Consider the following 24,907-nt stretch of genomic DNA (forward strand, 5'->3'; position numbering starts at 1 on the left):
TGACCTTAGAACCCTCGCCCAAAGCGCGAAGCGCGGCGGGCGGGGAGTGTCAGAACATCATGGTTGGGTCAGGATATAGTATCTTTTCAGTCAGCTGCTCTTGGAACTTGAGATCGTCGATCCAGAACACCAAGGAGCTGAGCTTTCTGAATCCTGAATTCAAGCAAGAGCCACGTGCCGCCACTCGACCCACTGATCTCTTGAAATCTCGATCCTCATAGGATGGCAATGAAAATTCTCGTGACCGGTAACGCCGGCTTTATCGGCTTCCACACCGCCAAGCGCCTGCTGGAGCGGGGCGACAGCGTGATCGGCTTCGATGTGGTCAACGACTACTACGACCCGACGATCAAGGAAGCACGCCTCAAGATTCTGGAGGAGACGGCAGCGCGCACCGGCAGCGAATACGTGTTCGTGCGTGAGGATCTCGCCGACCTGCAGGCGGTGAGTGCGGCGTTCGAGGCGTACCAGCCGGAGCGGGTGATCCACCTTGCTGCCCAGGCCGGGGTGCGCTACTCGTTGGAGAACCCGCATGCCTACGTGCAGAGCAACGTGGTGGCCTTCACCAATATGCTGGAGGCGTGCCGGCATCACCAGGTGCAGCATTTGACCTTCGCCAGCACCAGCAGCGTGTATGGGGCTAATACCAAGATGCCGTTCTCGGAGCACGAGGGCGTCGATCATCCGCTGCAGTTCTATGCCGCCACCAAGAAGGCCAACGAGCTGATGGCGCATAGCTACAGCCATCTTTACCGCCTGCCGACTACCGGGCTGCGTTTTTTCACCGTCTATGGCCCCTGGGGCCGCCCGGACATGGCGCTTTTCCTGTTCACCAGGAAAACCCTGACCGGCGAGCCGATCCCGGTGTTCAACCATGGCAACCACACTCGCGACTTCACCTATATCGACGACATCGTCGAGGGGGTGATCCGCGCCAGCGACGATATCGCTCAGCCCAATCCTGCGTGGAACAGCGATGCCCCGGACCCCGCCACCAGTAACGCGCCTTACCGCCTCTTCAACATCGGCAATAACGACCCGGTGAAACTCTCCGCCTATATCGAGGCAATCGAGGAGGCGCTGGGCAAGAAAGCGATCAAGGAGTTGCTGCCCTTGCAGCCGGGCGACGTGCCGGATACCTACGCCGACAGCACTGAGCTTGAGAAGGCGGTGGGCTACAAGCCTGCCACTCCGGTGAAGGAGGGCGTGGCGAATTTCGTGGCGTGGTACCGGGATTTCTATCATGTCTAAGGAGCAAGGATGAACGTTACGGTTTTCGGCACCGGCTACGTGGGCCTGGTGCAGGGCACCATCCTGGCTGAGGTCGGCCATCAGGTGATCTGTGTCGACGTCGACGCCGAGAAGATCGAGAAGCTCAAGCAGGGTCATATCCCGATCTACGAGCCGGGCCTGGAGGCACTGGTCAAGGAGAACAGCGCTTCCGGACGGCTGCAGTTCACCACTGATGCGACCATGGCGGTGGCCCATGGCGATATCCAGTTCATCGCCGTGGGTACGCCCTCGGATGAAGACGGCAGCGCCGACCTTAAGCACGTGCTCAAGGTGGCCGAGACCATTGCCGAGCACATGGAAGCCCATCGCATCATTGTGGATAAGTCCACCGTGCCGGTGGGTACCGCCGACAAGGTGAGCGCGCGAATGGCGGAAGTGCTGGAGAGGCGGGGCAGGGCGGAGCTGACCTTCGATGTGGTGTCCAACCCCGAGTTCCTCAAGGAAGGCAGCGCGGTCGCCGATTGCCAGAAGCCGGACCGCATCATCATCGGCACCGAGGATGAGGCCACGGTGGAGGTGATGCGTGAGCTCTACGCCCCCTTCAGCCGCCAGCACGAGAAGATCATCGTGATGGATGTGAAGAGCGCCGAGCTCACCAAGTACGCGGCCAACTGCATGCTGGCCACCAAGATCAGCTTCATGAACGAGATCGCCAACCTGGCCGAGCGCCTGGGGGCGGATATCGAAGCTGTTCGCCAGGGCATCGGCAGCGACCCGCGCATCGGCTATCACTTCATCTATCCCGGGGTGGGCTACGGTGGCTCCTGCTTCCCCAAGGATGTACAAGCGCTGATTCGCACCGCTGACGCCATCGGCTTCGACAGCAAGGTGCTCAAGGCGGTTGAGGCGCGTAACGCCGAGCAGAAGACCACCCTGTTCGCCAAGATTCGCGAGCACTTTGGTGGCGAGCTGGCCGGCAGGACCTTGGCGCTGTGGGGGCTGGCCTTCAAGCCCAACACCGATGACATGCGCGAGGCGCCTAGCCGCGTGTTGATGGAAGCACTGTGGGAGGCCGGCGCCCGGGTACAGGCCTATGACCCCGAGGCGATGGAAGAGACCCAGCGCCTCTACGGCACCCGCGACGAGCTCACTCTGTGCGGCACCAAGGAAACGGCCCTGAAGGGCGCCGACGCCTTGGTGATCGTTACCGAGTGGCAGAGCTTCCGCGCGCCGGACTTCGACCTGATCCATCAACAGCTGAGCGAGCCCAGCATCTTCGACGGGCGCAACATGTACGACCCCGCGCGCATGGCCAGGAAGGGCTTCACCTACTACTCCGTCGGCCGCCTTCCCTCCCGGGGGCGGAACCAAAAGGCGATTTAGGGGCTGGACCCCCTGGACTTAACCACGAAGCCCGGCCTGTGCCGGGCTTCGTCGTTTCAGGGCTGCCGATTCAGGCCTGATGCCCCCAGACGATAAAGTAGGGGTTGAGGTGTTCCTGAGGCGTGGCGTAGCTGAGCGGCTCGCCTTCCAGGGTTTCCACTCGGCCCCCAGCTTGCTCGACCACCGCCTGGGCGGCGCCGGTGTCCCATAGGCAGGTGGGGCCGAGGCGCGGGTAGACGTCCGCCTCGCCCTCGGCGATCAGGCACAGCTTCAGCGAGCTACCCATGGGTACCATATCGTGCTCGCCAAGCTGCTCCAGCCACTCGGCCAGGTCGGGGCTATGGTGGGAGCGGCTGCCCACCACCCGCCAGGTAGCGCCCTCGGCGGGCTTGCCTGCGACGCGGATCGGCTTTCGTTCGCCGCTGGTGTTTACCTTGAAGGCGCCCATGCCCTCAGCGGCGAGATAGCTCACCTCCAACGCAGGCGCCACGACCACGCCGAGCACCGGCTTGCCGTTCTCGATCAGTGCGATGTTGACGGTAAACTCGTCATTGCGCTTGATGAACTCCTTGGTGCCGTCCAACGGGTCCACTAGCCAGTAGCGGCCATCGGCATCCGCGCCGGCAAAGCCCCCGGCATCCTCCTCGGAGAGTACTGGTATGCTCTCGGGCAGCGCGTTCAAGCCCACCACGATAACCTCGTGGGCAGCCTTGTCCGCCTCGGTGAGCGGGCTCTTGTCGTCCTTTTCCTCTACCGTGAACTCACGGGAGTAGATGGCCATGATGGTGTCGCCGGCGTCTTTGGCGATGGAAAAGACCTGCTCCAGCAGGTCGGGGGGATTCATTGGCATGTGATTGTCCCTATCGGGTAAACCCGGCCCATCCGGCCGGAGGGTTGATGTTGTAGGAGCGGTGTTTGCACCGCGAAAGGAGCGAGAATCGCCGTGCAAGCACAGCTCCCACAAGAGCACAGCCCCCACAAGCACAATACAGGACTGGGTTTTGTGGGAGCCGTCGGTTCGACGCTTCGACTCGCACGGCGATGGCAACCGGCATCCAATCGCGAAGCAAGCTTCGCTCCCACAAGGGCACAGAGCCAGCATAGGGTTGTGGGAGCCGTCGGTTCGACGCTTCGACTCGCACGGCGATCGGCAGAATCAAGCGATGAGCTGGCGTTCCCGCAGCCGTTCGATGCCGGTGAAGTTCTTCAGCTCGTCGCGCCGTGCCTTGCGGTAGAGGCCCTTGGGTGAGAGCTTAGCGTGCGTTCATCCGTGGGCGGAAGGCCGTGAGAGAGGCTTGATGGTAAGGCGCAGCCCCAAGGCGTTGGCGACCTTGCTGATGGTGGCATAAGCGGGGTTGCCTTCACCGGACAGGGCTTTGTAGAGTCCCTCGCGGCTCATGCCTACTTCCTTGGCCAGTTGGCTCATGTTACGCGCTCGGGCGATATCCCCTAGTGCAGCAGCCAACAGAGATGGGTCATTTTCCTCCATGATGGCCTCCAGATAGGCCGCAATATCTTCTTCGTTCTGGAGATATTCAGCGGTATCGTAATGGCCGAATGACACCTTTTGGTTGGTCATGAATTCACTCCTCCCATTGCGCGGCAATGGCTTTGGCCCTGTCGATATCCTGTGGCTGGCTGCTTTTGTCGCCACCGCAGAGCAGCACCACGATAACGGGCCCTCTGGTGATGTAGTAGACGCGATAACCGGGACCATAGGGAATACGCATTTCCGAAACGCCCTCTCCTACGGGCTTCACATCCCCCGGGTTCCCATGCTCAACCGCTTGATCCGAGCCGCCACCCTGGCACGGGCCCGCGTGTCGCGTAGGCTTCGGAGCCATCGATCAAACACATCTGTTTTTATGAGTTCGAGCATAGTGATAACTGTAGTTAACGTTACGGGGAGTGTCAACCAAAGTTAACATCCAATACCCATTCGGGTGCATCCGTGACCAGCCGCTGCTGGTGTTTCCTTTCTAGCGTAGCTCAAGCTCTAAATTTCCTTAAGGTCATGCCCCTGGCAGCTAAGTTACACTACCAAGTGTAACCATGGTATCGTGAATCGAATGTCAAAAGTCTTGGCAACAAGAGGGCGAAGAGATGCACGCCACGGTAAAAGATCTACGCCTTCAGGCTAGGGCGCTGCTGGCTGCTACGCAACGCGGCGAAGTTGTTGAAATCACCCTTCGTGGCAAGCCCTGTGCGCGGTTGGTCGGCTTGGCGGCCAATCAAGCGGAAGAACGACCTTCGCGTAACCCGGCATTTGGGCTATGGGCGGACCGAGAAGAGATGGACGTCGATGCCGAGGTCCGCCGATTTCGTGCATCGCGCACCTTCGGCATCAACGATTGATGCTGGTCGACACCGATGTGCTGATCTGGAACCTGCGCGGGAATACCGCCGCAGCCAACAGGTTGGATGAGATGCCGGGCTTTGCGATCTCCGCCATCAGCTACATGGAACTGGTTCAAGGCCTGCGCAACACGCAAGAGCTTCGTCAGTTGCGTCGGGCCATGCGCTACTGGGAGACCGAACTTGTGCATCTGGAGGAGGGCATTTCGGCACGTGCCACTTTCCTGGTCGAGAGCTATGCGCTCAGCCACAGCATGCAGATGGCCGATGCATTGATTGCGGCAACCGCGTTGGAACTTGGGGTGACGCTGCTAACTGCCAACGATCGCCACTATCGCCACATCGATGGCCTGGAGGTCGAGATCTTCCGCCCGACGTGATCACGCTCCCGTGAAGAAGACAATGCGCGTTGCGACAAGCTGAGCTGCCGCGTTCGGATCAGGAGGTAGCCCGCATCCCTTGCTATGCAGCGTTCGACGCTTCGACTTGCACGGCGATGAATGTCGGGGTGTGCCATTGTGGCCGCGGTGGCGGCTCTGTATCCTTCAGCGACCAAGTAATCTTAGCCTCCGGCTACCGTGTGCGGCGCTCATTCGGCGCTCAGCGTGGAGCCGGCCGGTACAGTTGCGTAGAATGGCGCGACCATCGAAGGATGTCGTCACGGGGGCAGGGCCTACCTGGCCATATCCCTGTTTCTGAAGGGCATGGGAATGCGCCCGGGACAATCCTCGGGCGGTAGCGTGCCTGTTTCCGGCACATCCTGACTCCAGTGCCTCGTTTGGCACTTTCGGTAGAGACGCCTTCGGCTGCGCCGTTGGATAGCCGCCGGCATACCTGACCCTGCCCCCATCAATCGAGACATCCTCCGCCTACTTATGCCCATCAAGATCCTCTGTGTGTTCGGCACGCGTCCCGAAGCCATCAAGATGGCGCCCCTTGCCCTGTCCCTCGCCGCCGATGAGCGCTTCGAGGCGCAGGTCTGCGTGACCGGCCAGCACCGCGAAATGCTGGATCAGGTGCTGGACCTCTTTGAACTGATACCCGACCACGACCTGAACATCATGAAGCCGGGGCAGGATCTCACCGACGTGACCACGTCGATCCTGCAAGGCATGAAGGGCGTTCTGGCCGAGGTCAAGCCGGACATCGTGCTGGTGCATGGCGACACGGCGACCACCTTCGCCACCACGCTGGCGGCCTACTACCAGCAGATTCCGGTGGGGCATGTGGAAGCCGGCTTGCGCACCGGCAACATCTACTCCCCCTGGCCGGAAGAAGCCAACCGCAAGCTGACCGGTGCCCTGGCCGAGCTGCACTTCGCACCTACCGAGCGCTCCAGCCAAAATTTGCTAGAAGAGGGGGTTGCGCCGGCCAAGGTGCATGTCACTGGTAACACGGTGATCGACGCTCTGCTGGAGGTAGTGCATAAGCTCGAGGATAGCGAACGATTTCAGCAACAGTTCGCCGAGCAGTTCGACTTCCTGGATGCCAACCGTAAGTTGATCCTGGTGACGGGACATCGGCGCGAGAGTTTCGGTGGCGGCTTCGAGCGGATCTGCCGGGCGCTTCACGATACCGCCGCAGAGCATTCCGAGACTCAGCTCGTCTACCCGGTGCACTTGAACCCCAATGTCCTTGAGCCTGTCAAGCGCCTGCTCTCCGACATCGACAACGTGCACCTGATTGAGCCGCTGGATTATCTGCCGTTCGTCTACCTGATGAACCGGGCCCACCTGATCCTCACCGATTCTGGTGGCATCCAGGAAGAGGCACCGTCACTGGGCAAGCCCGTGCTGGTGATGCGGGATACCACCGAGCGGCCGGAAGCCGTGGATGCCGGTACCGTCAAGCTGGTGGGAACCGATGTGGCGAGGATCGTCGATGAGATGCATACCCTGCTGACCGACAGTGCCGCCTACGAGGCCATGAGCTATGCCCATAATCCATACGGCGATGGCAAGGCTTGCAGCCGCATTCTCGAGATCCTGGCCAGCACCCTGTAGCAAGCCGGCATCGCTCGCCTTGGTATCGCATCAGCTCCAGACTCCTTGAACTCAACCTGTCTTTGGACGGAACCATGAACTACGACACCATCTCCGTTATTGGTCTCGGTTATATTGGCCTGCCGACGGCTGCCGTTATTGCCTCTCGTCGCAAGCAGGTCATCGGCGTAGATATCAACCAGCACGCCGTGGATACCATCAACCGCGGCGATATTCATATCGTCGAGCCCGAGCTGGATATCGTGGTTCATGCCGCCGTGAAGGAAGGCTACCTGCGGGCGGCGACTCGCCCCGAGTCGGCGGATGCCTTCCTGATTGCCGTTCCCACCCCGTTCAAGGCAGAGAACGGCAACGACCACGTACCGGACCTTACCTATATCGAGTCGGCGAGCAAGGCCGTTGCCCAGGTGCTGAAGGCGGGTGATCTGGTAATTCTTGAGTCCACCTCGCCGGTGGGTGCCACCGAGCAGATGGCGGCCTGGCTGGCCGAAGCGCGGCCCGATCTCACCTTCCCGCAGACCCATGGGGAAGCGTCCGATATCCGCATTGCCCATTGCCCCGAGCGCGTGCTGCCCGGCCACGTGGTACGCGAACTGGTGGAGAACGACCGGGTGATCGGCGGCATGACCGCCAAGTGCTCCGCGGCGGCCACGGCGCTCTACCAGATCTTCGTGGAAGGAGAGTGCATCACCACCACGGCGCGTACCGCCGAGATGGCCAAGCTCACCGAGAACAGCTTCCGCGACGTGAACATCGCCTTCGCCAACGAGCTCTCCATCATCTGCGACAAGATCGACATCAGCGTGTGGGAGCTGATTCGCCTGGCCAATCGTCATCCGCGGGTCAACATCCTGCAGCCTGGCCCTGGCGTGGGCGGCCACTGTATTGCCGTGGACCCCTGGTTCATCGTCAGCGAGACACCAGATGAGGCGCGCCTGATCCGCACCGCGAGGGAGGTCAACGATGGCAAGCCGCAGTGGGTGGTCGACAAGGTCAACGAGGCCGTGGGCAAGTACCTGAGTGCCAATCCGGACAAGACCGCCAGGGACGTGACCATCGCCTGCTTCGGGCTCGCGTTCAAGCCGGATATCGATGATCTGCGGGAAAGCCCGGCCTTGAAGATCGCAGAGGCCATCGTAGCGAAGCATCCCGGCCAGTCTATGATGGTGGAACCGAATATCGGCAGTCTTCCTGGAGAGAAGTTAGGCGATGCTCAGCTGGTCGACATGAACGACGCGCTGGAGTCAGCGGATGTGCTGGTCATGCTAGTGGATCACAAGCCATTCAAGAACATCATCGTAAAGGATACCGATCGCGACTACTTAATTGATACCAGAGGCGTTTGGGCGGAAAAGAACTAAAGTTCTTGACTTGATAGTCTACATCTGGTTATAAGGCTAGAGGTGTCGCGATGTTAATAAAGTTAAGAATGATAGAAAGAGGAAAAACAGCCTCTCTAAAAGTTGCTGATGCATTAGGTGTGTACTCGTCTCTTGTAAAGACAAAAAAGAGAATTCTGAGAGTGGCTGGAACGGCACTTTCTCCACAGTTATTGATTTCCTATGCAAAAAGTAAAGCCTATAGTGATCACTTTTCGCGTGCGAGTTACATTTTTTATAAGCAAGGTGGCATCAGTGATGCGTTGAGTATTCTGGATGACCTTTGGCGTAAAGGCGTAGCTTTCAATAAGAAGCACCAAGATTTATATAGCTTTATTCAGGGGCTGGCTCGCCTTAAGGGTGGCGTTTCTATTCCTCCGCGTCAGCCAAATGCGGGCTTGTTTACGCGACGTCAGAATATTCTCTACTGCCTGCACCAGTCGGTGCCCCATGCCAGCAACGGCTACTCGACCCGTTCACACGGTATTGCTGCCGGGCTACAGCAAGCTGGCTGGAAAGTCCGGGCCACGACTCGCCCAGGATTTCCCTGGGATGTCGGCGCCAAAGCACTCGACAAGGGCTACTACGAGGCTGAGGTGGAAGGGGTGACTTACGCCGCCTGTGCGGGATGGAACCTCAACAAGACCCCGCTGGATTACTATCTCGCCGAGGCCGCCGATCACTATCTTCGCGAAGCCCAGACCAGCGGTGCCGAGATCATCGCCGCCGCATCCAACCATATCACCGCGCTTCCCGCATTGATGGCGGCGCGTCGCCTGGGGCTGCCATTTGTCTATGAAGTTCGCGGCCTGTGGGAGGTAACGCAAGCTTCCACCCAACCTGAGTGGGCTGGCTCCGAGCGCTATGAGTTGATGCGCGAGCTGGAGCAACAGGCGGCCCGCGAAGCGGATCTGGTCATAACCCTGACAGAAGAGCTGGCCGATGAGCTGGCGTCGTGGGGCGTGTCGCGCGAGCGTATTGTGGTGGTGCCCAACGCCGTCAATGCCGAGCGCTTTCAGCCCATGCCCCCCGATGCCGATGTGGTCCAGGAACTGGAACTCAAACCTGGTGTCCCTGTGATCGGCTATGCTGGTAGCGCCGTGGCCTACGAAGGGCTGGAATTTTTGATGGAGGCACTGGCTCAGCTCAAGGCCCAAGGTCAGGACTTCGTCTTCGTGCTGGTCGGCGACGGCAAGCTGATCGATACCGTCAAGGCTAAGGCCAAGACGCTCGGCATTCAGCAGCACTGCCGCTTTACCGGACGGGTACCCTTCGATGCTGTGCCACTCTATCTCTCTTGCATGGATATCATGCCGGTGCCGCGACTCTCGTGTGCCGTCACCGAGATGGTCTCGCCGCTCAAGCCCCTCGAAGCCATGGCCATGGGCAAGGCGGTGGTGCTCTCCGATGTCTCCCCCCACAAGACCCTGGCGGGAGATAACCAGCGTGCCCAGCTGTTCACCAAGGATAGCGCCGACGACCTCTGCCGCGTGCTCAAGGCGCTGATTGACAGCCCTGCAGAACGCAAGCGCCTGGGCCAGGTGGCTCGTGCCTGGATAGAGCAGGAACGCACCTGGAACCACGTCACGAGGCTCTACGCCGATAGCCTCCAGCGTGTGCGCTCCACCAATCACACCGCAGCCCCTGCGCAACAAGCCCCCCAGGCCAAGCCGCTGGAGCAGATCACGCTGGGCCTGATCGCCGATCAGTTCACCACCGATACCCTGGCCAGCGCCGTCAAGGTGGTGCCGCTCTCGCCGGACAACTGGCGGCAGGAACTCGCCCGGCAGCCCATTGACGCCATGTTCGTGGAGTCCGCCTGGAAGGGCAACGACGGGCAGTGGCACCGCAAGGTGGGCTGCTACAGTGACGAAGAGTTCGCTCCGCTCAGCGAACTGCTGGAACACTGCCGCCGTCAGGGCATTCCCTCGCTGTTCTGGAACAAGGAAGACCCGGTCCACTTCGAGCGCTTCCGCAAGGCGGCCAGCCTGTGTGATCACGTCTTCACCACCGATAGCCGTCGGATCATTCCCTACCTGGCCTCCCCAAGGGCACTGAGCCAGACGGCCAGCAGTTGCCCGTTCTACGCCTCGCCGAAGATCCACAACCTGCTACCCTCCACCCGTGAATGGCAGTCTACGGCGTCCTATGGCGGCACCTACTACGGCACGCGCTATCCCGAGCGCTCCGAGTACATGGACAAGATCATGAGTGCGGCGGCCCCGCTGGGCCTCACGATCTACGACCGCCAGCACGACGATCCGGAATCGCCCTACAAATACCCTGGCGGCCTGGGCGACTATGTGGCTGGCAGCCTCAACTACGAGGAGATGATCCAGGCCTACAAGGCCCACCCGGTGCAGATCAACGTCAACTCGGTGCTGGATTCCCCGACCATGTTCTCGCGGCGAGTGATGGAAGCCGCCTCCTGCGGTTCGCCGATCATCTCCGGCCCCGCGCTGGGCATGAACCGCTACCTCGAAGGGGTAGGGCAGATCGTGCGCACTGAAAGCGAAGCTGCACAAGCGCTGGAGAACTTGCTGAATCACCCGGCCTACCGCTGGCGGATGGCCCTGAAGGGCGCCCGTGCGGTGATGCGCGCACACACCACTGAGCTGCGTCTAACGCAGATGCTGCGCACGGCTGGCCTGGTGATGATGGCACCTGAACCGCCGGCGTTGAGCGTCCTGGCATCAGACATCACCACGGCTGGCATGCGATGTTTGCTCGCCCAGACGCTACGTCCTCGGCGCGTCGTCGCCAGCCAGTGGCAGGCCGAGACCCAGGCCCGTCTGGAAGCCGCCGGTATCGAATGCGCTACGCCGGATGGCGAGATCAGCCAACGAGATGATCTCTGGCTGCTGGCCGAGCCTCAAGTATTGGAAGAACTCGAGCCAGAAGATCTGGAGGACCTGGCTTGGCCGACCTGCTACGCCCCTCAAGTGCGCATTGGCATTATGCGCGACTCTACCTTGGCGAAGGGTCAGTGGCCCGGCGTGGCCCTAGAGAGTGAAGCCATTGCGCCAGATTTGGCGCTTACCCGCCCGCCGGAAGGCATGTCTCTCGAGTCCCTCAACAATTGGGCAGCGAAGCAGCCATCGCTGGCCCTGCGGAAGCCAGTGCAGACCCACGAGCTGGCGCCCAACGTCCCACCCAAGAAAACGGTGGTGATTGCCGGGCATGACCTCAAGTTTATCAAGCCGTTCTATCCTTATTTCACCCAAGCCGGGATTCGTCTCCTGCTTGACTTCTGGAGTGGTCATAAGCAGCACAATGAAATGGCCAGCAAGCGCCTCATACGCCAGGCCGATACGGTGTTCTGCGAATGGATGCTGGGCAATGCCATCTGGTACGGCAAGCACAAGCGGGAAGGCCAGAGGCTGGTAGGGCGGTTGCACGCCCAGGAGCTACGCAGCGCGCTGTTCGACAAGGTGCCGTTCGAGCAGTTTGATAAGGTCATCTTTGTGGGGCCGCATATGCTGCGCAACGCTCAAAAGCGCAACCTCGCACTGAAAAAGAACGGGGTAGTTATCTACAACGGAGTGGACGTAGATGCCCTGCGAGCCGTACCGCGCAAGCCCACTAACGGCAAAGCACTTGGCTTGGTGGGCATGGTGCCGCAAAGCAAGCGCCTGGACCGCGCATTGGATATTCTCAAGGAACTGCGCAAGGAAGACGACGGCTACACGTTACGCATCAAGGGAAAGCGCCCTGAAGAATACCCCTGGATGGCCAACCGCCGGGAGGAAATGGCCTGGTACGAAGCCCAATACCGTCGCCTGGTAGACGATCCTGATCTCAAAGATGCCGTCATCTTCGACCCCCACGGTAACGATATGCCCGAGTGGTATGCGGGCATCCACTATGTATTGTCCGTCAGTGATCACGAAAGTTTCCACTTGGCCGTGGCAGAAGGCGCCGCAGCCGGCTGTACACCGGTGATTCTGCCTTGGGAGGGCGCGGATGAGATTTATCCCCCGCAGTGGGTGTATCCGGATATGGCTGCTGCATCTAATGCCATCTCGCTTCTCGCAAACGAGCCGTTGTCGCGCCTCGAGACAAGGAGGCGGTCAGATGCCTTGTTTGTTGAGCAAAGTTTCAAACGCGATGTGATTGCGAATCAAATTATACGCATCTTTGAGTGTTAAGGGGTTCTTGTGCTTTTGAATAGTCGGCAGCTACACTTCAAGGTCACTGTCAATGGTCGAAGTGTGAGCTACCTTTACATACGTAAGAATGCATGCTCGAGTTGGAAGAAGTTTTTTACGGGAGTGTCTCCATACAAAGAACATGCAGAGGAATATCAAAACCTGTTAGGGTTCATGGGTAAATATCACAAGATAAAGACAGTTGCCGATCTCAAGAAGATTCAATTATTGTAGTAAGGGAGTCGGCAGAGAGGCTGTTCTCTGGTTTCGTAAATCAATATTTGATGCGTCTTGATCGTCGCTCGATACTTCATGAGTCTGTCGAGCAATATACTGGAAAGCGGGCTGAAGATGTCACATTTAATGATTTTTTGTACGCTTATGTAACGGACATAGGTGATGACAAAGTCGATGCTCATTTTTGGACTCAAAGGTCACATATGGCAGATATTCGCTATCGCCATGTCTGGCCGATATCGCAGATACATGGAAAGGCAAAAGAAGTGTTTGGCGAACATATTGCAGACAGATATTTCCTAAAAAAATCCAACTCGACTCAGCAAATTGAGAGGCAGGAAATATCAACGCCCTACAGTACCTCGAAGGATATGTTTGAGATCTATGAACAAACAGGAAAGCTTCCAAGGTTTGAGTGCCTTGTGGATCCGAGTGCATCTAGGCATATAAAATACTTGTATTCTGAAGATTATGCTCTCTATGAACGGGCCCTCAGAGGCTAGCCTATTCGTGAGATGAAAAAAGCGCTTGTGATTCACGTGTTGTGAATAATGGCTTTCTGCAACTAATATCTGGCTGGAGTGATATAAGAATGTTCGCAGGGTTTGGCTCGATAAAAAGAATTGAAAGGCTCTTGATTGATATTAAAAAAAATGTTGGCGACAATGACGAGGCCACGTTGCGTGATGTCATAAGTGAGATTGGTGAAAAAAGTGACAAGAATGCAAGATCAATCAAGAGTTATGTTGTCAACTCACTAAAGAGTGCCGAGCTCAGGAACTATCGCCAGATGGAAAGTCTTCACTGGTTAACTAATGGCCTCACCACTCGGCACCGCCTGCCTCCCTTGAGGGGGTGGGCCTCTTCACCCGATCTGTTATTGGAGTTGCAAGACTTTGTTTTATCGACGAAGCCGGAGTCGGTGGTCGAACTTGGAAGCGGAGTCTCCACGCTGGTCATAGCCGATGCCTTGAGGCAAAATGGATCAGGAAAGCTGATTTCGCTAGAGCATTCGAGTCACTATGGCTCGAAAACTCGATTGATGTTGGAAAGGGATAATCTATCGGGTTGGGTTGACTTGAAAATCGCTCCTTTAGAATCTTGGGAAGGTGAACATCTGAGTGATGATTCTGAAGAGGAGCTGTATTGGTATTCTCAAGACTGTCTGAAAGATGCTTGGGATATTGACCTCTTATTGGTGGATGGCCCTCCAGCTGCGACGTGCAAGTTTTCTCGCTACCCGGCTATGCCAGCCATCGTTGGCAGTTTAAAAGATGGTGCTCAAGTATGGATGGATGACACTACGCGTGAGGAAGAGTCGACGATTTGCTCTGTTTGGGGCGAAAAGTATGGTTTTTCTGTTGAATTTGTAGAGATGGAAAAGGGGTTGGGTGTTCTTAAGAAAAAATAATATATGTTCTCATGTAATGCTGTTAAATGGAGATGAGTTGTTGTCTATTGTTTAAGGCATAGCTGACGACATTTTGCCCGAGGAAGCATAATTTGTTTGAGAAAATTCTGGCCACCTTGAGGTGATCATTTTCGGTTGGGAATAAGTTTTGTAACTATTCAGGTCACGCCGCCTGATTCAGGTCGTCCTGTCGCATGAAGGTAGGCACCTCACCGGCAAACAGTTGCTCCAATGCCGTGTGCGCCGCCAGGCCCTGCTTGACCGCGGTCGAGAGAAAGCTGCGCATTCGACAGAAGATCTCGGCGCCTTCCTAGGTGCGAAAACAGCCCGAGATCTTCTGCTGAACCTTGGTCATCCGCAGGTCGCGCTCCCCCTGGTTGTTGGTGAAGGGGGCGGCGGGATCCTCGAGGAACGCAGCACGTCGTCCTCGCACGCCTGGAGGCGTTCCAGCAGGTTGCGCGCTTTGGTGCGTTTGGTACGTCCTCGCGTCCCGGGCGGTGGCTTCATCGGTGGCGGGCACTCGGCGTCGCCCTCCGCCAGGCAGTGTCGGTAACGCGATCGCCATTGCTGGGCCTCCTCCGGGGAGACGCTACCGCCGGCGGCATCAACGGCGTGGTGCATGTCCAACAGCAGGTCATGCAGCGACTTGGCCCACGCCTGGTCGTCGTTTTCCCAGGCAGCCGTCAATTCACGCAGGTCGTGGGCATTGCACAGGGCGTGCCGGCAATCCGGATAGCGGTAGTAGGGCTTCCAGTGATCATGCACCATCACACCACGCACAAAGGGCAGCACCCCGATGGCGTCCATGGCCTCCTGGCCGCGCTTGGGATGCGGCGCCAGCCAGGTCAGCGCTTCGTTGGAGGCGCTGTGCAGCCAGTAGCGTTTGCCGCCGACCTGCATCCCTGTCTCATCGGCATGCACGGTGGCCGCTTCCCGTAGCGCCGGGATCACCCACTCGGCAAACGACTCGGCCCGCTGGTAGGCCTCCTGATTGAAGGCGAACAGGGTGCCCGTGCTCAACGACAGGCCGCACTGCGAGGTGAGCAGCTCCCGAATACGCGCATAGGGCAGCAGCTGGTACTGGGAGAGATAGACGACGTGTGCCTTGAGGCGAGGGCCGTACTGGATAGGGCGGGTCACGCCCTCGGGGAATGGCGCGACATAGCGCTGTCCCTGGTCATCTTCCAGCACCTCGACCCGATACTCGGTGACGACAGCCTGGATCACGATGTCCTGCACCTGACGAGTCTCAACGCCCACCGCGCGATAGGTGCGCCCGCGCGGCAAACGCCGGCGATCGACGCGCAGCTTCACGACCTCGTCGGGCTCCGTCACCGGCGCCAGCGTCTTGCCCTCATGCCCCGGCTGCCCACCGGGGCGGCGCTGCCCGTTGGCCCGTGAGCGGCGCTGGCGATTGGGGTCCTGGGACGGTGGCTTGCTGCTGTTGCGGCTACTGGTGGCCAGTCGGTCGGCCATGAGCTTGACCAGCAGCATCAACACGTCGATGGCGGCACGCAGCGACGGGGAGACCGTGCGGTCTTCCTTGAGCTGCTGCCGGACCCGCTCCAGGGCCTCGTCGACGTTGATGTCGCTGATGGTCATGTCACCGTATGGCGTGTCGGTTGTTTGGACACACTGTGCCAGAGAAATCAGGGGATTGGCGACCCTCTCGCGAAACCACCTGAATAGTTACTAAGTTTTTTAGTGTGGTGCCTGGCACCACACTGCTTATCATTACGTCGACACTGGTATCACAGCTCTCCATTCTTTTTTTGCATTCCTCCTGCCACTCAAGATCATAATGTTGTTGGGCTCGCCAGATATGCTAGCTATTTTCCTGCGTTCCTCTCTGTATTCAGCCGCGATGTTCTGGTCTTGCTGCTCAGCTTGTGTGCCGTGATCTTTTATGTGGTACACATGGCGTCTGAGCGCGTTATTTTGAGTATTTCTAGAAGTGAATCTGAGGCTCTGCTGTTGAAGAGCCAGAAAATGATTCTTTTTGAAAACCAAGAAGAAGCAGCAAGACGTGCTTTTCAGCGGTACTCGAGAAGTGTGGCAAGTGGTGTGTTCTTGCTGATGGTTTCGGCTGTTATTGGCCTTATATATTCTGGGTTGATGCTGTTTCTGGTTGGTTATGTTGTTTGCGTGTTTTTACTTTTTGGTTTTTTGTATAGCAAGAACAACAGGTTCAGGAAGGGGCTTGTTGATGACCTGCCGAAATATGTAAATAGTGCGACAGGGGTAGGTTTTCTCTTGTCCTTTGGGTATATGGTTGGACAATTTCTGTGGGGAGCCCCCCAGGGATATTGATCGCTGTTATATCCTTAATACTACCTGAATCCGTGAACCCGGCACCTGAAAACACTTCTAACCCACTGACCTGCATGGCAATATAGCCCAATCAGCCCTTCACCCGTAGCCTACCATGCCCAACGTCAAATTCCGCGCCAGTGGTCGCACCCTCACCAGCCATGCCGGCCTCTCGATCATCGGCCAGTGCTTGGATCTTGCCGGCGTCGACAGCCTCGATGCTCGCTTCCCCTCTCAAGGGGTGCCGACCAGCGACATCATCAAATCCTATCTGGGGCTACTGTGCCTGGGCATGAGTGACTTCGATGCCATCGAGAACTTTCGCCAGGACACGCCGTTCAAGCAGCTGCTCACCCTGCAGAAGGTGCCCAGCACCGCCACGCTGCGCCAACGCCTGGAGAAGCTCGCCGCCCAGGGACTTCAGGAGCGCACCGCGTCCTGGTCCACGACGTTACTGTCGCTGGCCGAGGCGCCCATCACCGCGGAGAAGGGGCATGTCTGCCTGGATATCGACACCTTCGTGATGGACAACAGCAATTCCCACAAGGAGGGCGTGACGCGAACCTATCAGAAGGTCGACGGCTACACCCCCATTGCGGCGTACCTGGGCAACGAGGGCTGGTGCCTGGGCATGGAACTCCGTCCCGGTAAGCAGCACACCATGAAGGAGAGCAACGCCTTCCTCGAACGCGTGCTGACGCGGGCTTACCCTCTGACCGACGCACCGCTACTGGTACGTGAAGACAGCGGCTTCGACAGTCAGGAACACCTGGCACTGCTGGAACAGCAACGCCAGGCCCGTGCCGATGACGGGCGCGTCCTGGACTACATCGTCAAGTGGAACCCCCGCAGTTCGGCCAAGGAAGACCTGGCCACCTGGCAGGCCGTCGCGGAAGATTATTGGGAAGAACTGCGACCCGGCAAGCGTCAGGCCCTGTGGACGCAGCGCGTCTCGATCCGGCATGACAAGGTCGAATACGAGGTCAAGCGGGTCATGCGCCTGGTGGAGCGCACCACCCAGCCGGATGGTCAGTTCCTGTTAGAGCCCGACTATGAGCTGGAAGGCTGGTGGACCAGCCTGGATGACACCCCGGAGGCCGTGATCCAGCGCTACCAGGCGCATGCCACCCACGAGCAGTTTCACAGCGAGATCAAGACCGACCTCGACCTGGAGCGCCTGCCTTCCGGCAAGTTTGCCACTAACGACTAGATCCTGCATCTGGCCCAGCTGGCCTACAATATCCTGCGGCTGATGGGGCAACTCGGCATGACCGGCGAGCTCAGTCCGGTGCGTCATCCGGCGAAACGTCGCCGGCTGCGCACGGTACTGCAGGAGCTGGTGTATCGTGCCGCCCTGGTTATCCACAAGGCGCGGCAGATCATTCTCGATTTCGGCCAGGATATCGGTAAGCGCGCCACCAACCCCATCTTCTTGAACTGATCGGCGTCGGCCAGACTGGTGTCCTCTGATCGATAGGAGGACACCATGAACGAACTGACTTCGTCTCAGGCCTACTGGCTGGGCCATCTTTTTCATGCCTCGTCTCGGCAATTGTCGCTGAGCGAATACGCTCAGGAGCAAGCCCTGGATCTGGCGGCACTTCTGGCCTGGGAAAAACGCTTGGTGGTACAGGGTGTGCCAGTGCCGTTGCGTCACCGCCCGGCACGCTTTGTGGCCGTGGAGGTGGCCCTATGATCCGGCCGGATACCGGACTGCGGGTCTATCTCTGCCGTGAGCCGGTCGATATGCGCAAGCAGATCGATGGGCTGGCCCTGCTGGTTCAGGAGGCCATGGAACTCAATCCCTTCGAGGAAGCGGTATTCGTGTTCGGCAACCGCCAGCGCGACAAGGTGAAGATCCTGTTCTGGGAGCGCAACGGCTTCGTGGTCTGGTACAAGCGCCTCGAAAAGGAGCGTTTCAAGTGGCCGGCACGTCTGGACGGCGACACGCTCAGGCTTTCCGGGCAGGAACTCAATTGGCTACTGGACGGCTATGACATCAGCCTCATGAAGCCCCATAAGGCGCTTCAATATCAATCGGTTGGGTGATATTTCGCTGCCCTTTCGTGGCGGTTTTTGGTAGTATTATCAGCATGAAAACCGCCGCTTCCACATCACCCGAGACCGTCGCCCAACTTCAACGTAAGCTGGCTGCGGCCGAGTCGGAGAATGACCGCCTGCTGGCCTTGATGGCCAAGAAGGAAGCCCAGTGGGAAGCCGCCAAGGCGGCGCTGTTCGAGCAGTTCCGCCTGGCCATCGAACGCCAGTTCGGTCCCTCCACGGAGAAGTACCGCGTCGAGCAGCACGACCTGTATATCAATGAGGCGGAAGCGGCCGTCGATGAGGAAGACGCCGCCGTTGGCGAAGATACCGCTCCGGCCGAGCCGGCTCCCGAAACCAACGCACCCACCAAGCGCCGCACCCGCGGTGGCCGTATCGCCTTACCGCCTGAACTGCCGCGCGTCGAGGTGGTGCACGAGCTTCCTGAGGACGCGCGACACTGCGCTGAGGATGGCACTGCGCTCAAGGTGATCGGTGAGGAGATCAGCGAAGAACTCCACGTGGTCCCGGCGCGGGTCGAGGTGATTCGCCATGTCCGGCGCAAGTACGCCTGCCCGGCTTGTGAAGAGGGCGTGCAGATCGCCCCGGCACCGGCAAAGCTGCTACCCAAGAGCAACGCCAGCCCCACACTGCTGGCTTACGTGGCCACCGCCAAGTACCAGGATGCCTTGCCACTCTATCGGCAGAGCCAGATCTTTGCCCGGCATGGCGCCGAGATCCCGCGCAATACCTTGGCACGCTGGATGGTTCAGGTCGGCGAACGGATGGCCCCGCTGATCGAAGCGTTGCGCCAGCATTTGCTGCAAGCCTCGCTGATCCACATGGACGAGACCACGCTGCAGGTTAATACCGAAGCCGACCGAGCGGCGAGCTCAACGTCTTACATGTGGCTGCAACGTGGCGGCCCGCCGGGCCAACAGATCGTACTGTTCGATTATGACGCCAGCCGCGCTGGTCGGGTGCCCGTGCGCCTGCTGGGTGACTATGCGGGCCGCCTGGTCACCGATGGCTACGAGGGCTATGCCGAGGTCGTGCGTCGTAATGGCATCACCCATGCCGGGTGCTGGGCGCACGCACGCCGGAAGTTCGTCGAAGCCCAGAAGGTGCAGCCGAAGGGCAAGACCGGCAAGGCCGACTGGGCGCTCAACCAGATACGCAAGCTCTACGCCGTGGAGTCACAGGCCAAGGGCCTGGATCACGAGGCTCGCCTGGCGTTGCGCGACCAGAAGAGCCGCCCGTTGATCACCCAGCTCCGTACTTGGCTCGATAAATCCGTCCAACAAGTGCTGCCGAAAAGCGCACTGGGCAAGGCGCTGCACTATCTGAATGGCCAGTGGGAGCGCCTGACGCGTTTCCTCGATGACGGGTTGATCCCGCTGGACAACAACCCCGCCGAGAACGCTATTCGCCCCTTTGTAGTGGGCCGCAAGAACTGGCTATTCAGCCACACACCGAGCGGTGCCCACGCCAGCGCGGCGATCTACAGCCTGATCGAGACGGCCAAGGCCAACGGCCTCTCACCCTACGCGTACCTGCAGTTCGTGTTCGAGACCCTGCCGACACTCGGCGAGGATGACGACCTCGACACCCTGCTGCCCTGGCATTGGAAGGACACTCTACCGGCCTGACTCACGCCGCAACAGGTGGGGTTTGTGGACCGCTTACGGATATCGGACGCATGACGGTGCTTAAGACCCTGCGCGCCCGGTTTCGATATCCCAAGGCGGCGCCATACTGACCGTCGATCGACGACAAACTATCCACAGGCAGTTCCGAGTGACACGCGACCGGCAGGGATATCGCGCCTGGCTGGTGGAAATGCATAACAAAACGGGTCGTCATCGCCGGTCGGCGCGGCAATTTTCCGCCATAACAGACTCGCGCTGGTCGATTAAGACGAGGGGGTGGGGAAAAAAATGCTCGTTGGCGATGATAGGGTGATAGGTTGTACAGAAGATAGGATTATTCCGGGGGTGGCGTGCAGAGATTTTTCTTGTCCGAAATGGAAATATAAGAGAATAGGTTCTATGTTGATGAGTTGTATATCTGATCTTCGATTTTGTGAGGCTGGTTTTGTTTCTTCGTGTTTGTGAGTTTTTAAAAAGTAATTTTAAATATAGCGCTCGCGCTAAACGCGTCGTTGGAAAACTTTTCGATATTTATATTTTCCTGCTAAGATTTCGGTATGAAAGAAAGTTGAAAAAAATAGGTCATGCTGCTTTTTTTGAAGAGGTGGAGAAGAAATTTAGAAGGAGGAGTGATGAGTCTAAGTCAAAGCGCATCTCTACTATATCCAGAAGACTAAATGGCAGCCATCTTCGTGATGTCAGGTTCGAGTTGGCACAGAAGTCCGTTGGCTATCATGTATCGGAAGACTCGTTGTATGCACTGCTCCTTGCTGCCCAAGAGTGTGGTGATATCGATGTGGCATGGTCAAGCTTGAAAAGATATGAGCGCCTTGTGGGTGATTTATGGTATAGTTTCCGTTTCAGGAAGTTGAGGGCATCTCCCGTCAATCTCTTGTCACTCCGCGATCTGGTCGGCTCCAGCAATGCAAGCCAGCAGAATGCGAATAACAAAAAAATATGTTATGTCTTGAATAATAGTTTACCTCACTCGACGCTTGGTTATGCAATACGTTCACAGTGCGTTGCAGAGTGCCTGACTGAAAAGGGTTTTCAGGTCGTTGGTGTTACTCGGCCAGGGTTTCCCCTGGATGCTGGCCTTGGTTTCAATAGCGAGATGGATTCTCCTTTGGTCGACCATGTCAATGGAGTCGAGTACCACAGGTTGCTGTCCCCTAACAAGAAAGAGATGCGTCTTGTCGATTATATTCCCAAGGCATCAATAGCACTGGAAGAGAAATTCAAAGAGCTCGATCCCGGTCTCGTTGTTGCAGCGTCAAATTTCGTGTGCGGCCTGCCGGCGTTGATTGCCTGCAGGAATCTGGGCATTCCTTTTATCTATGAGATTCGAGGGTTCTGGGAACTGAGCCGAGCTTCTCGTGAGCCTGCTTATAGCAACTCCATTGAGTATAAAGTCCAAGAAGCCATGGAGGCATTCGTTGCCCAGCAAGCTGATCATGTGTTTACCCTGACCCAAGCAATGAAAGATGAGCTCGTTAGAAGAGAGGTCGATGCAGAAAAGATCACCCTGTTGCCGAACTGTTGTGATCCAGAGAGGTTCTATCACAAGCCTGTCAATGTTCAGTTGAAAGAGCGGCTGGGCATGGGTGGAGGTTCAGTTGTTATTGGTTATATCGGTACTTTTTCTGAATATGAAGGGCTCGACGATATTGCACGGGCATGCGGGATGCTGCACGATAGAGGGTTAGATTTCAGGCTATTGCTGGTAGGAGGCGAAAATACATTGGCCAATCGCCTCGGCGATATTTCAGACCAGATAAAGGCCATAGCATCTGAAAAGGGTTTTGTAGAGAAATTAATCATGCCTGGCAGGGTGCCGCATGATGAGGTTGAGGGTTATTATTCTATTATCGATATCGCGCCTTTTCCCAGAAAGCCCTTTCCCGTGTGCGAAATGGTATCGCCTATGAAGACACTGGAGGCACTGTCTTCGGAAAAGGCAGTGGTAGTGTCAAGTGTCAGTGCTCTAGCTGAAATGGTACACGATGATGAGACGGGCCTTGTGTTCAAGAAGGGTAATATCGAAGACCTTGCCGATAAGCTGGAAGAGTTGGTGAAGAATCCTTCTCTGAGAAGCAGGCTTGGGAAAAACGGACGTGAGTGGGTGTGCAGAGAAAGGGCGTGGGAGAGTGTGGGAGCTATTGCAAAAAGTGTGATCGATGACACGACAAAGGATGTAAGGGTTGATGGTAACGTTGCTGAAAGATAGCGTTTCAAAGTCCAGAAAGCCACTTGCGATGCTCCGGTCACGACTGTATAGGCTGAAAAAGCGTGCCTCTGATAAAGGATGGTTTAAAAGTGCCGTTCCAGTCTCGTTTCCCTTTGAGCGCGGGGCTCCTGATGCATCGAGTGTGGTAGAGGCCAAGAAGAATTACCAGCATAGCAATATCACTCAGAAGGACGAAACTTTCGTTCTCTACCGGATTATCGGCAATGATCTGGTTCCACGCCATGCCAAGGGCCAGTCACGGCAGAACCTGGCCTTCATTCTTGATCATGAGCCGGAACTCCCAGGATGTGAAAAGCGCTTCGTCGTCAATCGCCTTGTCGATTCAGAAGAAGAGCGTGCCATTATCGGCATGCTGGAAGCGGCAGGAATGCCGTACCTGCACATTCCCTTCAGTTGGGAAGACTATCGGGCAACATCCTGGGATGTAGGGGGAGTGCCCAGTGAATATGCGCCCTATTCAAGGGGCTATTCAAGGCTAAGCGACAGTGAAAAGCGTCGTGTTGTCATGCGCCTCTTTCGATTCAAGAATAATTATGTGATGAACAATAATGGGGCACGCAATGCCGCCTTGCAAGATGGCAAGAAGCTGGCCAAGTGGGTCTTGCCATGGGATGGCAACTGTTTTGTCACCTCTGCGGCCTGGCAAGATATCGTGCGGGATGTTACTGCTCGCCCGGAGTGCCCGTACTTTATCGTACCGATGGCGCGCATGACCGATAATGATGCGTTGCTTGCGGAGGAAGAGCGGCCTGTAGCCATTGAGGAACCGCAACTGATTTTCCGTAGTGATAGTCAGGAAGGGTTCGATCCTGAGTGTTATTACGGTCGCCGTCCTAAGGTTGAACTATTCTGGCGGCTCGGGATACCGGGGGTATGGGATAAGTGGGCCATTGAGCCTTGGGATCTTCCATGTCCTGAATATAGTCAGGAGGCCGGTGTTTACGCGAAAGCAGGCTGGGTAGCGAGGCTTTTTTCAGGCCAAGCCCATCTGGAAAATACGCCCAAGGGGGTGGTCGACCGTGGAGTAGCGCGAAACGATGCGATCGCTGGCTTGCTGGAGCACCTGGATGAGCAGGCTTTCCAGGCCCATTATCAGGCATCGAACACATGCTTTATTGGCTCACCCAGCACCATGCAGCGCTCATTTAGTAATGACCAGGCTTTGTATTCGACACTAAGGGAGGCGGCTGAAACTGCTCTAGGACGTGGTCCTTACTCGGTAGTGGATAAAAAGACCCTGCCACCCAGTAATAATTCTCATGACTACTGGCATCCGGCGCCTTATTACTGGCCAAACCCTATTCCGATCCCTGGTTTGCCCTACTGGCCCAGAGACGGCAAGCGCGTACCCGGCACGCGCCTCTATGAGCCGATGAGCGACAACTATGACCGTATGCGTCTTCAGCGACTGTTCGATGATACCTTCGTGCTGGCACTGGCCGGAAGCGCCACCGCGAATGGCCGTTTCGATGTCCATGCGGCTCAGCTGATCCGCCGTTGGTTTCTTGATCCTGAAAGTGCCATGTCACCCCATCTCGAATATGCCCAGGTGCGCCAGGGCTGGAACCGCAATCGAGGAAGCAGTTCGGGGCTGATCGAGGCCAAGGATTTCTATTATTTTCTCGATGCGGTGCGGCTGCTGGAGCAGCGCGGTGCCCTTAGCGCCAGTGAGTCTGCCGCCTTCCGGGAGTGGCTGGCTCAATATCTGCACTGGCTGCGCACCAGCCCCCAGGGCGTCAGGGAGCGTGCGTCTCTGAACAACCACGGTACCTACTATGATCTTCAGGTGGGTGCCATTGCGGCCTTTCTCGGCGAGGGCAAGCTGCTACGCCATACGCTGCTCGATAGCCGTTGTCGGATCGTGCAGCAGTTTGCGGCCGATGGCGCCCAGCCGGAAGAGCTGAAGCGCACCACCACGGCCCACTACTGCTGCTTCAACCTGCAGGGCTGGATTCACCTGGCCCAGCTGGCGGAGTCCTGCGGGGAAGACCTCTGGGGCTTCGAGGGGCCGCAGGGGCAGAGCCTCCGCAAGGCCATGGAATGGCTGCTGCCGTTCATGGGCAAGGCGTGGCCCTACCAGCAGATCGATGATTTCGATACGGAACGCTTCTATCCCCTCTACCATGCCTATCGGGAGCACTACGGCATTCCGCCCGGCCTGGAGCATATCGAGGTGCCGGCGAAAGCGGCAATCAAGCCGCTGTTCTTCCCCCATGACGGGATTAGGCCATTCTGGCAACGCTACTAAGGAAACGCTGCACAAATCTCGCCGCAGCTGCCTGATGGGTACCGGCGGGGTATAATCTGACCTTCCTGCCATCCTCTGACAGAGCCACCCGATGAAGCAGATCTCGTTCGCCCAGGCTGAGCACCAGAACAAGAAGAAGGTTACCCGCCGAGAGCGGTTCCTGGCCCAGATGAATGCCCTGGTGCCATGGCAACGACTGATCGACGCACTGTCGCCGTCCTACTTTCCGAATTCGGCAGGCAAGCGGGGCCGGCCGCCGATTG

At 57.8% G+C, this 24,907-nt stretch carries 18 protein-coding genes and 4 pseudogenes; 17 read left to right on the forward strand and 5 right to left on the reverse strand.

The genetic code is table 11. The features are described 5' to 3' along the window. Positions 1-228: 228 nt before the first annotated feature. Positions 229-1,251, forward strand: a complete 1,023-nt coding sequence (locus BMY30_RS16160; RefSeq protein ID WP_089715611.1) for an NAD-dependent epimerase — start codon at positions 229-231, stop codon at positions 1,249-1,251. A 9-nt stretch (positions 1,252-1,260) separates the two neighbouring features. Further along, a complete protein-coding gene (locus tag BMY30_RS16165) occupies positions 1,261-2,616 on the forward strand; it encodes a UDP-glucose dehydrogenase family protein (RefSeq protein ID WP_089715614.1) in 1,356 nt (451 codons plus the stop codon). A 70-nt stretch (positions 2,617-2,686) separates the two neighbouring features. Here BMY30_RS16165 and cysQ read toward each other — a convergent pair whose 3' ends face one another. The 4 genes and pseudogenes from cysQ to BMY30_RS18540 all read right to left on the reverse strand — a co-directional run bounded on the left by cysQ (position 2,687) and on the right by BMY30_RS18540 (position 4,346). Further along, on the reverse strand, positions 2,687-3,466 hold the full coding sequence (gene cysQ, locus BMY30_RS16170; protein WP_089715616.1) for a 3'(2'),5'-bisphosphate nucleotidase CysQ: 780 nt from the start codon (positions 3,464-3,466) through the stop codon (positions 2,687-2,689). A gap of 306 nt (positions 3,467-3,772) precedes the next feature. Further along, a pseudogene (locus BMY30_RS18535) lies at positions 3,773-3,856 on the reverse strand (hypothetical protein); the annotation flags it as partial. Between the two features lie 24 nt (positions 3,857-3,880). Next, positions 3,881-4,195: an addiction module antidote protein gene (locus BMY30_RS16175; RefSeq protein WP_089715618.1), complete on the reverse strand. Its 315-nt coding sequence runs from the start codon at positions 4,193-4,195 to the stop codon at positions 3,881-3,883. A 4-nt stretch (positions 4,196-4,199) separates the two neighbouring features. Further along, entirely contained in the window at positions 4,200-4,346 is a 147-nt protein-coding gene (locus BMY30_RS18540) for a type II toxin-antitoxin system RelE/ParE family toxin (protein WP_425283469.1), read from the reverse strand. Between the two features lie 373 nt (positions 4,347-4,719). Between BMY30_RS18540 and BMY30_RS16185 the strand changes: the two genes are divergently transcribed. The 7 genes from BMY30_RS16185 (at position 4,720) to BMY30_RS16215 (ending at position 14,149) form a co-directional block, all read left to right on the forward strand. After that, a complete protein-coding gene (locus BMY30_RS16185) occupies positions 4,720-4,971 on the forward strand; it encodes a type II toxin-antitoxin system Phd/YefM family antitoxin (protein WP_089715620.1) in 252 nt (83 codons plus the stop codon). Further along, the gene (locus tag BMY30_RS16190) at positions 4,971-5,351 is read left to right on the forward strand and encodes a type II toxin-antitoxin system VapC family toxin (RefSeq protein WP_089715622.1); all 381 of its coding nucleotides are present in this window, start codon (positions 4,971-4,973) and stop codon (positions 5,349-5,351) included. Before BMY30_RS16185 ends, BMY30_RS16190 begins: the two co-directional genes overlap by 1 nt. Positions 5,352-5,852: 501 nt before the next feature. Beyond that, entirely contained in the window at positions 5,853-6,974 is a 1,122-nt protein-coding gene (wecB, locus tag BMY30_RS16195; protein WP_280140913.1) for a non-hydrolyzing UDP-N-acetylglucosamine 2-epimerase, read from the forward strand. A gap of 74 nt (positions 6,975-7,048) precedes the next feature. Next, positions 7,049-8,335 (forward strand): UDP-N-acetyl-D-mannosamine dehydrogenase, encoded by a 1,287-nt coding sequence (gene wecC, locus BMY30_RS16200; protein WP_089715625.1) that lies wholly within the window; start codon positions 7,049-7,051, stop codon positions 8,333-8,335. Positions 8,336-8,385: 50 nt separating this feature from the next. After that, positions 8,386-12,501 carry a glycosyltransferase gene (locus tag BMY30_RS16205; RefSeq protein ID WP_089715627.1) on the forward strand — a complete coding sequence of 1,372 codons (4,116 nt, stop codon included), beginning with the start codon at positions 8,386-8,388 and terminating at the stop codon, positions 12,499-12,501. A 227-nt stretch (positions 12,502-12,728) separates the two neighbouring features. Further along, positions 12,729-13,241, forward strand: a complete 513-nt coding sequence (locus BMY30_RS18545; protein ID WP_425283470.1) for a sulfotransferase family 2 domain-containing protein — start codon at positions 12,729-12,731, stop codon at positions 13,239-13,241. 89 nt (positions 13,242-13,330) lie between these two features. Next, complete coding sequence (locus tag BMY30_RS16215) at positions 13,331-14,149, forward strand: class I SAM-dependent methyltransferase (RefSeq protein WP_089715632.1); 819 nt, start codon at positions 13,331-13,333, stop codon at positions 14,147-14,149. A gap of 163 nt (positions 14,150-14,312) precedes the next feature. On the opposite strand, the pseudogene tnpC (BMY30_RS16220) reads toward BMY30_RS16215, so the two are convergent. Beyond that, a pseudogene (gene tnpC / locus BMY30_RS16220) lies at positions 14,313-15,751 on the reverse strand (IS66 family transposase). Between the two features lie 315 nt (positions 15,752-16,066). Here tnpC (BMY30_RS16220) and BMY30_RS17725 point away from each other — a divergent pair. From BMY30_RS17725 to BMY30_RS17730, 8 genes and pseudogenes are all read left to right on the forward strand, one after another. After that, entirely contained in the window at positions 16,067-16,459 is a 393-nt protein-coding gene (locus BMY30_RS17725; RefSeq protein ID WP_139195540.1) for a hypothetical protein, read from the forward strand. A 115-nt stretch (positions 16,460-16,574) separates the two neighbouring features. Further along, positions 16,575-17,900, forward strand: a pseudogene (locus BMY30_RS16225) (IS1380 family transposase). A 45-nt stretch (positions 17,901-17,945) separates the two neighbouring features. Further along, positions 17,946-18,155, forward strand: coding sequence for a hypothetical protein (locus tag BMY30_RS16230; protein WP_089715633.1), 210 nt, complete (start codon positions 17,946-17,948; stop codon positions 18,153-18,155). Further along, a complete protein-coding gene (tnpB, locus tag BMY30_RS16235; protein WP_089715635.1) occupies positions 18,152-18,508 on the forward strand; it encodes an IS66 family insertion sequence element accessory protein TnpB in 357 nt (118 codons plus the stop codon). The genes BMY30_RS16230 and tnpB overlap by 4 nt, the downstream gene beginning before the upstream one ends. Before the next feature lie 44 nt (positions 18,509-18,552). Further along, positions 18,553-20,148: an IS66 family transposase gene (gene tnpC / locus BMY30_RS16240; protein ID WP_089715637.1), complete on the forward strand. Its 1,596-nt coding sequence runs from the start codon at positions 18,553-18,555 to the stop codon at positions 20,146-20,148. A gap of 445 nt (positions 20,149-20,593) precedes the next feature. After that, a complete protein-coding gene (locus BMY30_RS16245) occupies positions 20,594-22,375 on the forward strand; it encodes a glycosyltransferase family 4 protein (RefSeq protein ID WP_139195541.1) in 1,782 nt (593 codons plus the stop codon). Continuing rightward, positions 22,353-24,644, forward strand: a complete 2,292-nt coding sequence (locus tag BMY30_RS16250) for an alginate lyase family protein (protein WP_211607381.1) — start codon at positions 22,353-22,355, stop codon at positions 24,642-24,644. The genes BMY30_RS16245 and BMY30_RS16250 overlap by 23 nt, the downstream gene beginning before the upstream one ends. Positions 24,645-24,735: 91 nt before the next feature. Continuing rightward, positions 24,736-24,907: pseudogene (locus BMY30_RS17730) on the forward strand (IS5/IS1182 family transposase); the annotation flags it as partial.

The sequence above is a fragment of the Halomonas daqiaonensis genome (assembly GCF_900109725.1).
In the GTDB taxonomy this organism is placed as follows: Bacteria; Pseudomonadota; Gammaproteobacteria; order Pseudomonadales; family Halomonadaceae; genus Halomonas; species Halomonas daqiaonensis.

Excerpts from the sequence above, each read along its gene's own strand:
- BMY30_RS16160 (WP_089715611.1), top strand. The coding sequence starts at position 229 with ATGAAAATTCTCGTGACCGGTAACGCCGGCTTTATCGGCTTCCACACC.
- BMY30_RS16165 (WP_089715614.1), top strand. The coding sequence starts at position 1,261 with ATGAACGTTACGGTTTTCGGCACCGGCTACGTGGGCCTGGTGCAGGGC.
- cysQ (WP_089715616.1), bottom strand. The coding sequence starts at position 3,466 with ATGCCAATGAATCCCCCCGACCTGCTGGAGCAGGTCTTTTCCATCGCC.
- BMY30_RS16175 (WP_089715618.1), bottom strand. The coding sequence starts at position 4,195 with ATGACCAACCAAAAGGTGTCATTCGGCCATTACGATACCGCTGAATAT.
- BMY30_RS18540 (WP_425283469.1), bottom strand. The coding sequence starts at position 4,346 with ATGCGTATTCCCTATGGTCCCGGTTATCGCGTCTACTACATCACCAGA.
- BMY30_RS16185 (WP_089715620.1), top strand. The coding sequence starts at position 4,720 with ATGCACGCCACGGTAAAAGATCTACGCCTTCAGGCTAGGGCGCTGCTG.
- BMY30_RS16190 (WP_089715622.1), top strand. The coding sequence starts at position 4,971 with ATGCTGGTCGACACCGATGTGCTGATCTGGAACCTGCGCGGGAATACC.
- wecC (WP_089715625.1), top strand. The coding sequence starts at position 7,049 with ATGAACTACGACACCATCTCCGTTATTGGTCTCGGTTATATTGGCCTG.
- BMY30_RS16205 (WP_089715627.1), top strand. The coding sequence starts at position 8,386 with ATGTTAATAAAGTTAAGAATGATAGAAAGAGGAAAAACAGCCTCTCTA.
- BMY30_RS16215 (WP_089715632.1), top strand. The coding sequence starts at position 13,331 with ATGTTCGCAGGGTTTGGCTCGATAAAAAGAATTGAAAGGCTCTTGATT.
- BMY30_RS17725 (WP_139195540.1), top strand. The coding sequence starts at position 16,067 with ATGGCGTCTGAGCGCGTTATTTTGAGTATTTCTAGAAGTGAATCTGAG.
- BMY30_RS16230 (WP_089715633.1), top strand. The coding sequence starts at position 17,946 with ATGAACGAACTGACTTCGTCTCAGGCCTACTGGCTGGGCCATCTTTTT.
- tnpB (WP_089715635.1), top strand. The coding sequence starts at position 18,152 with ATGATCCGGCCGGATACCGGACTGCGGGTCTATCTCTGCCGTGAGCCG.
- tnpC (WP_089715637.1), top strand. The coding sequence starts at position 18,553 with ATGAAAACCGCCGCTTCCACATCACCCGAGACCGTCGCCCAACTTCAA.
- BMY30_RS16250 (WP_211607381.1), top strand. The coding sequence starts at position 22,353 with ATGGTAACGTTGCTGAAAGATAGCGTTTCAAAGTCCAGAAAGCCACTT.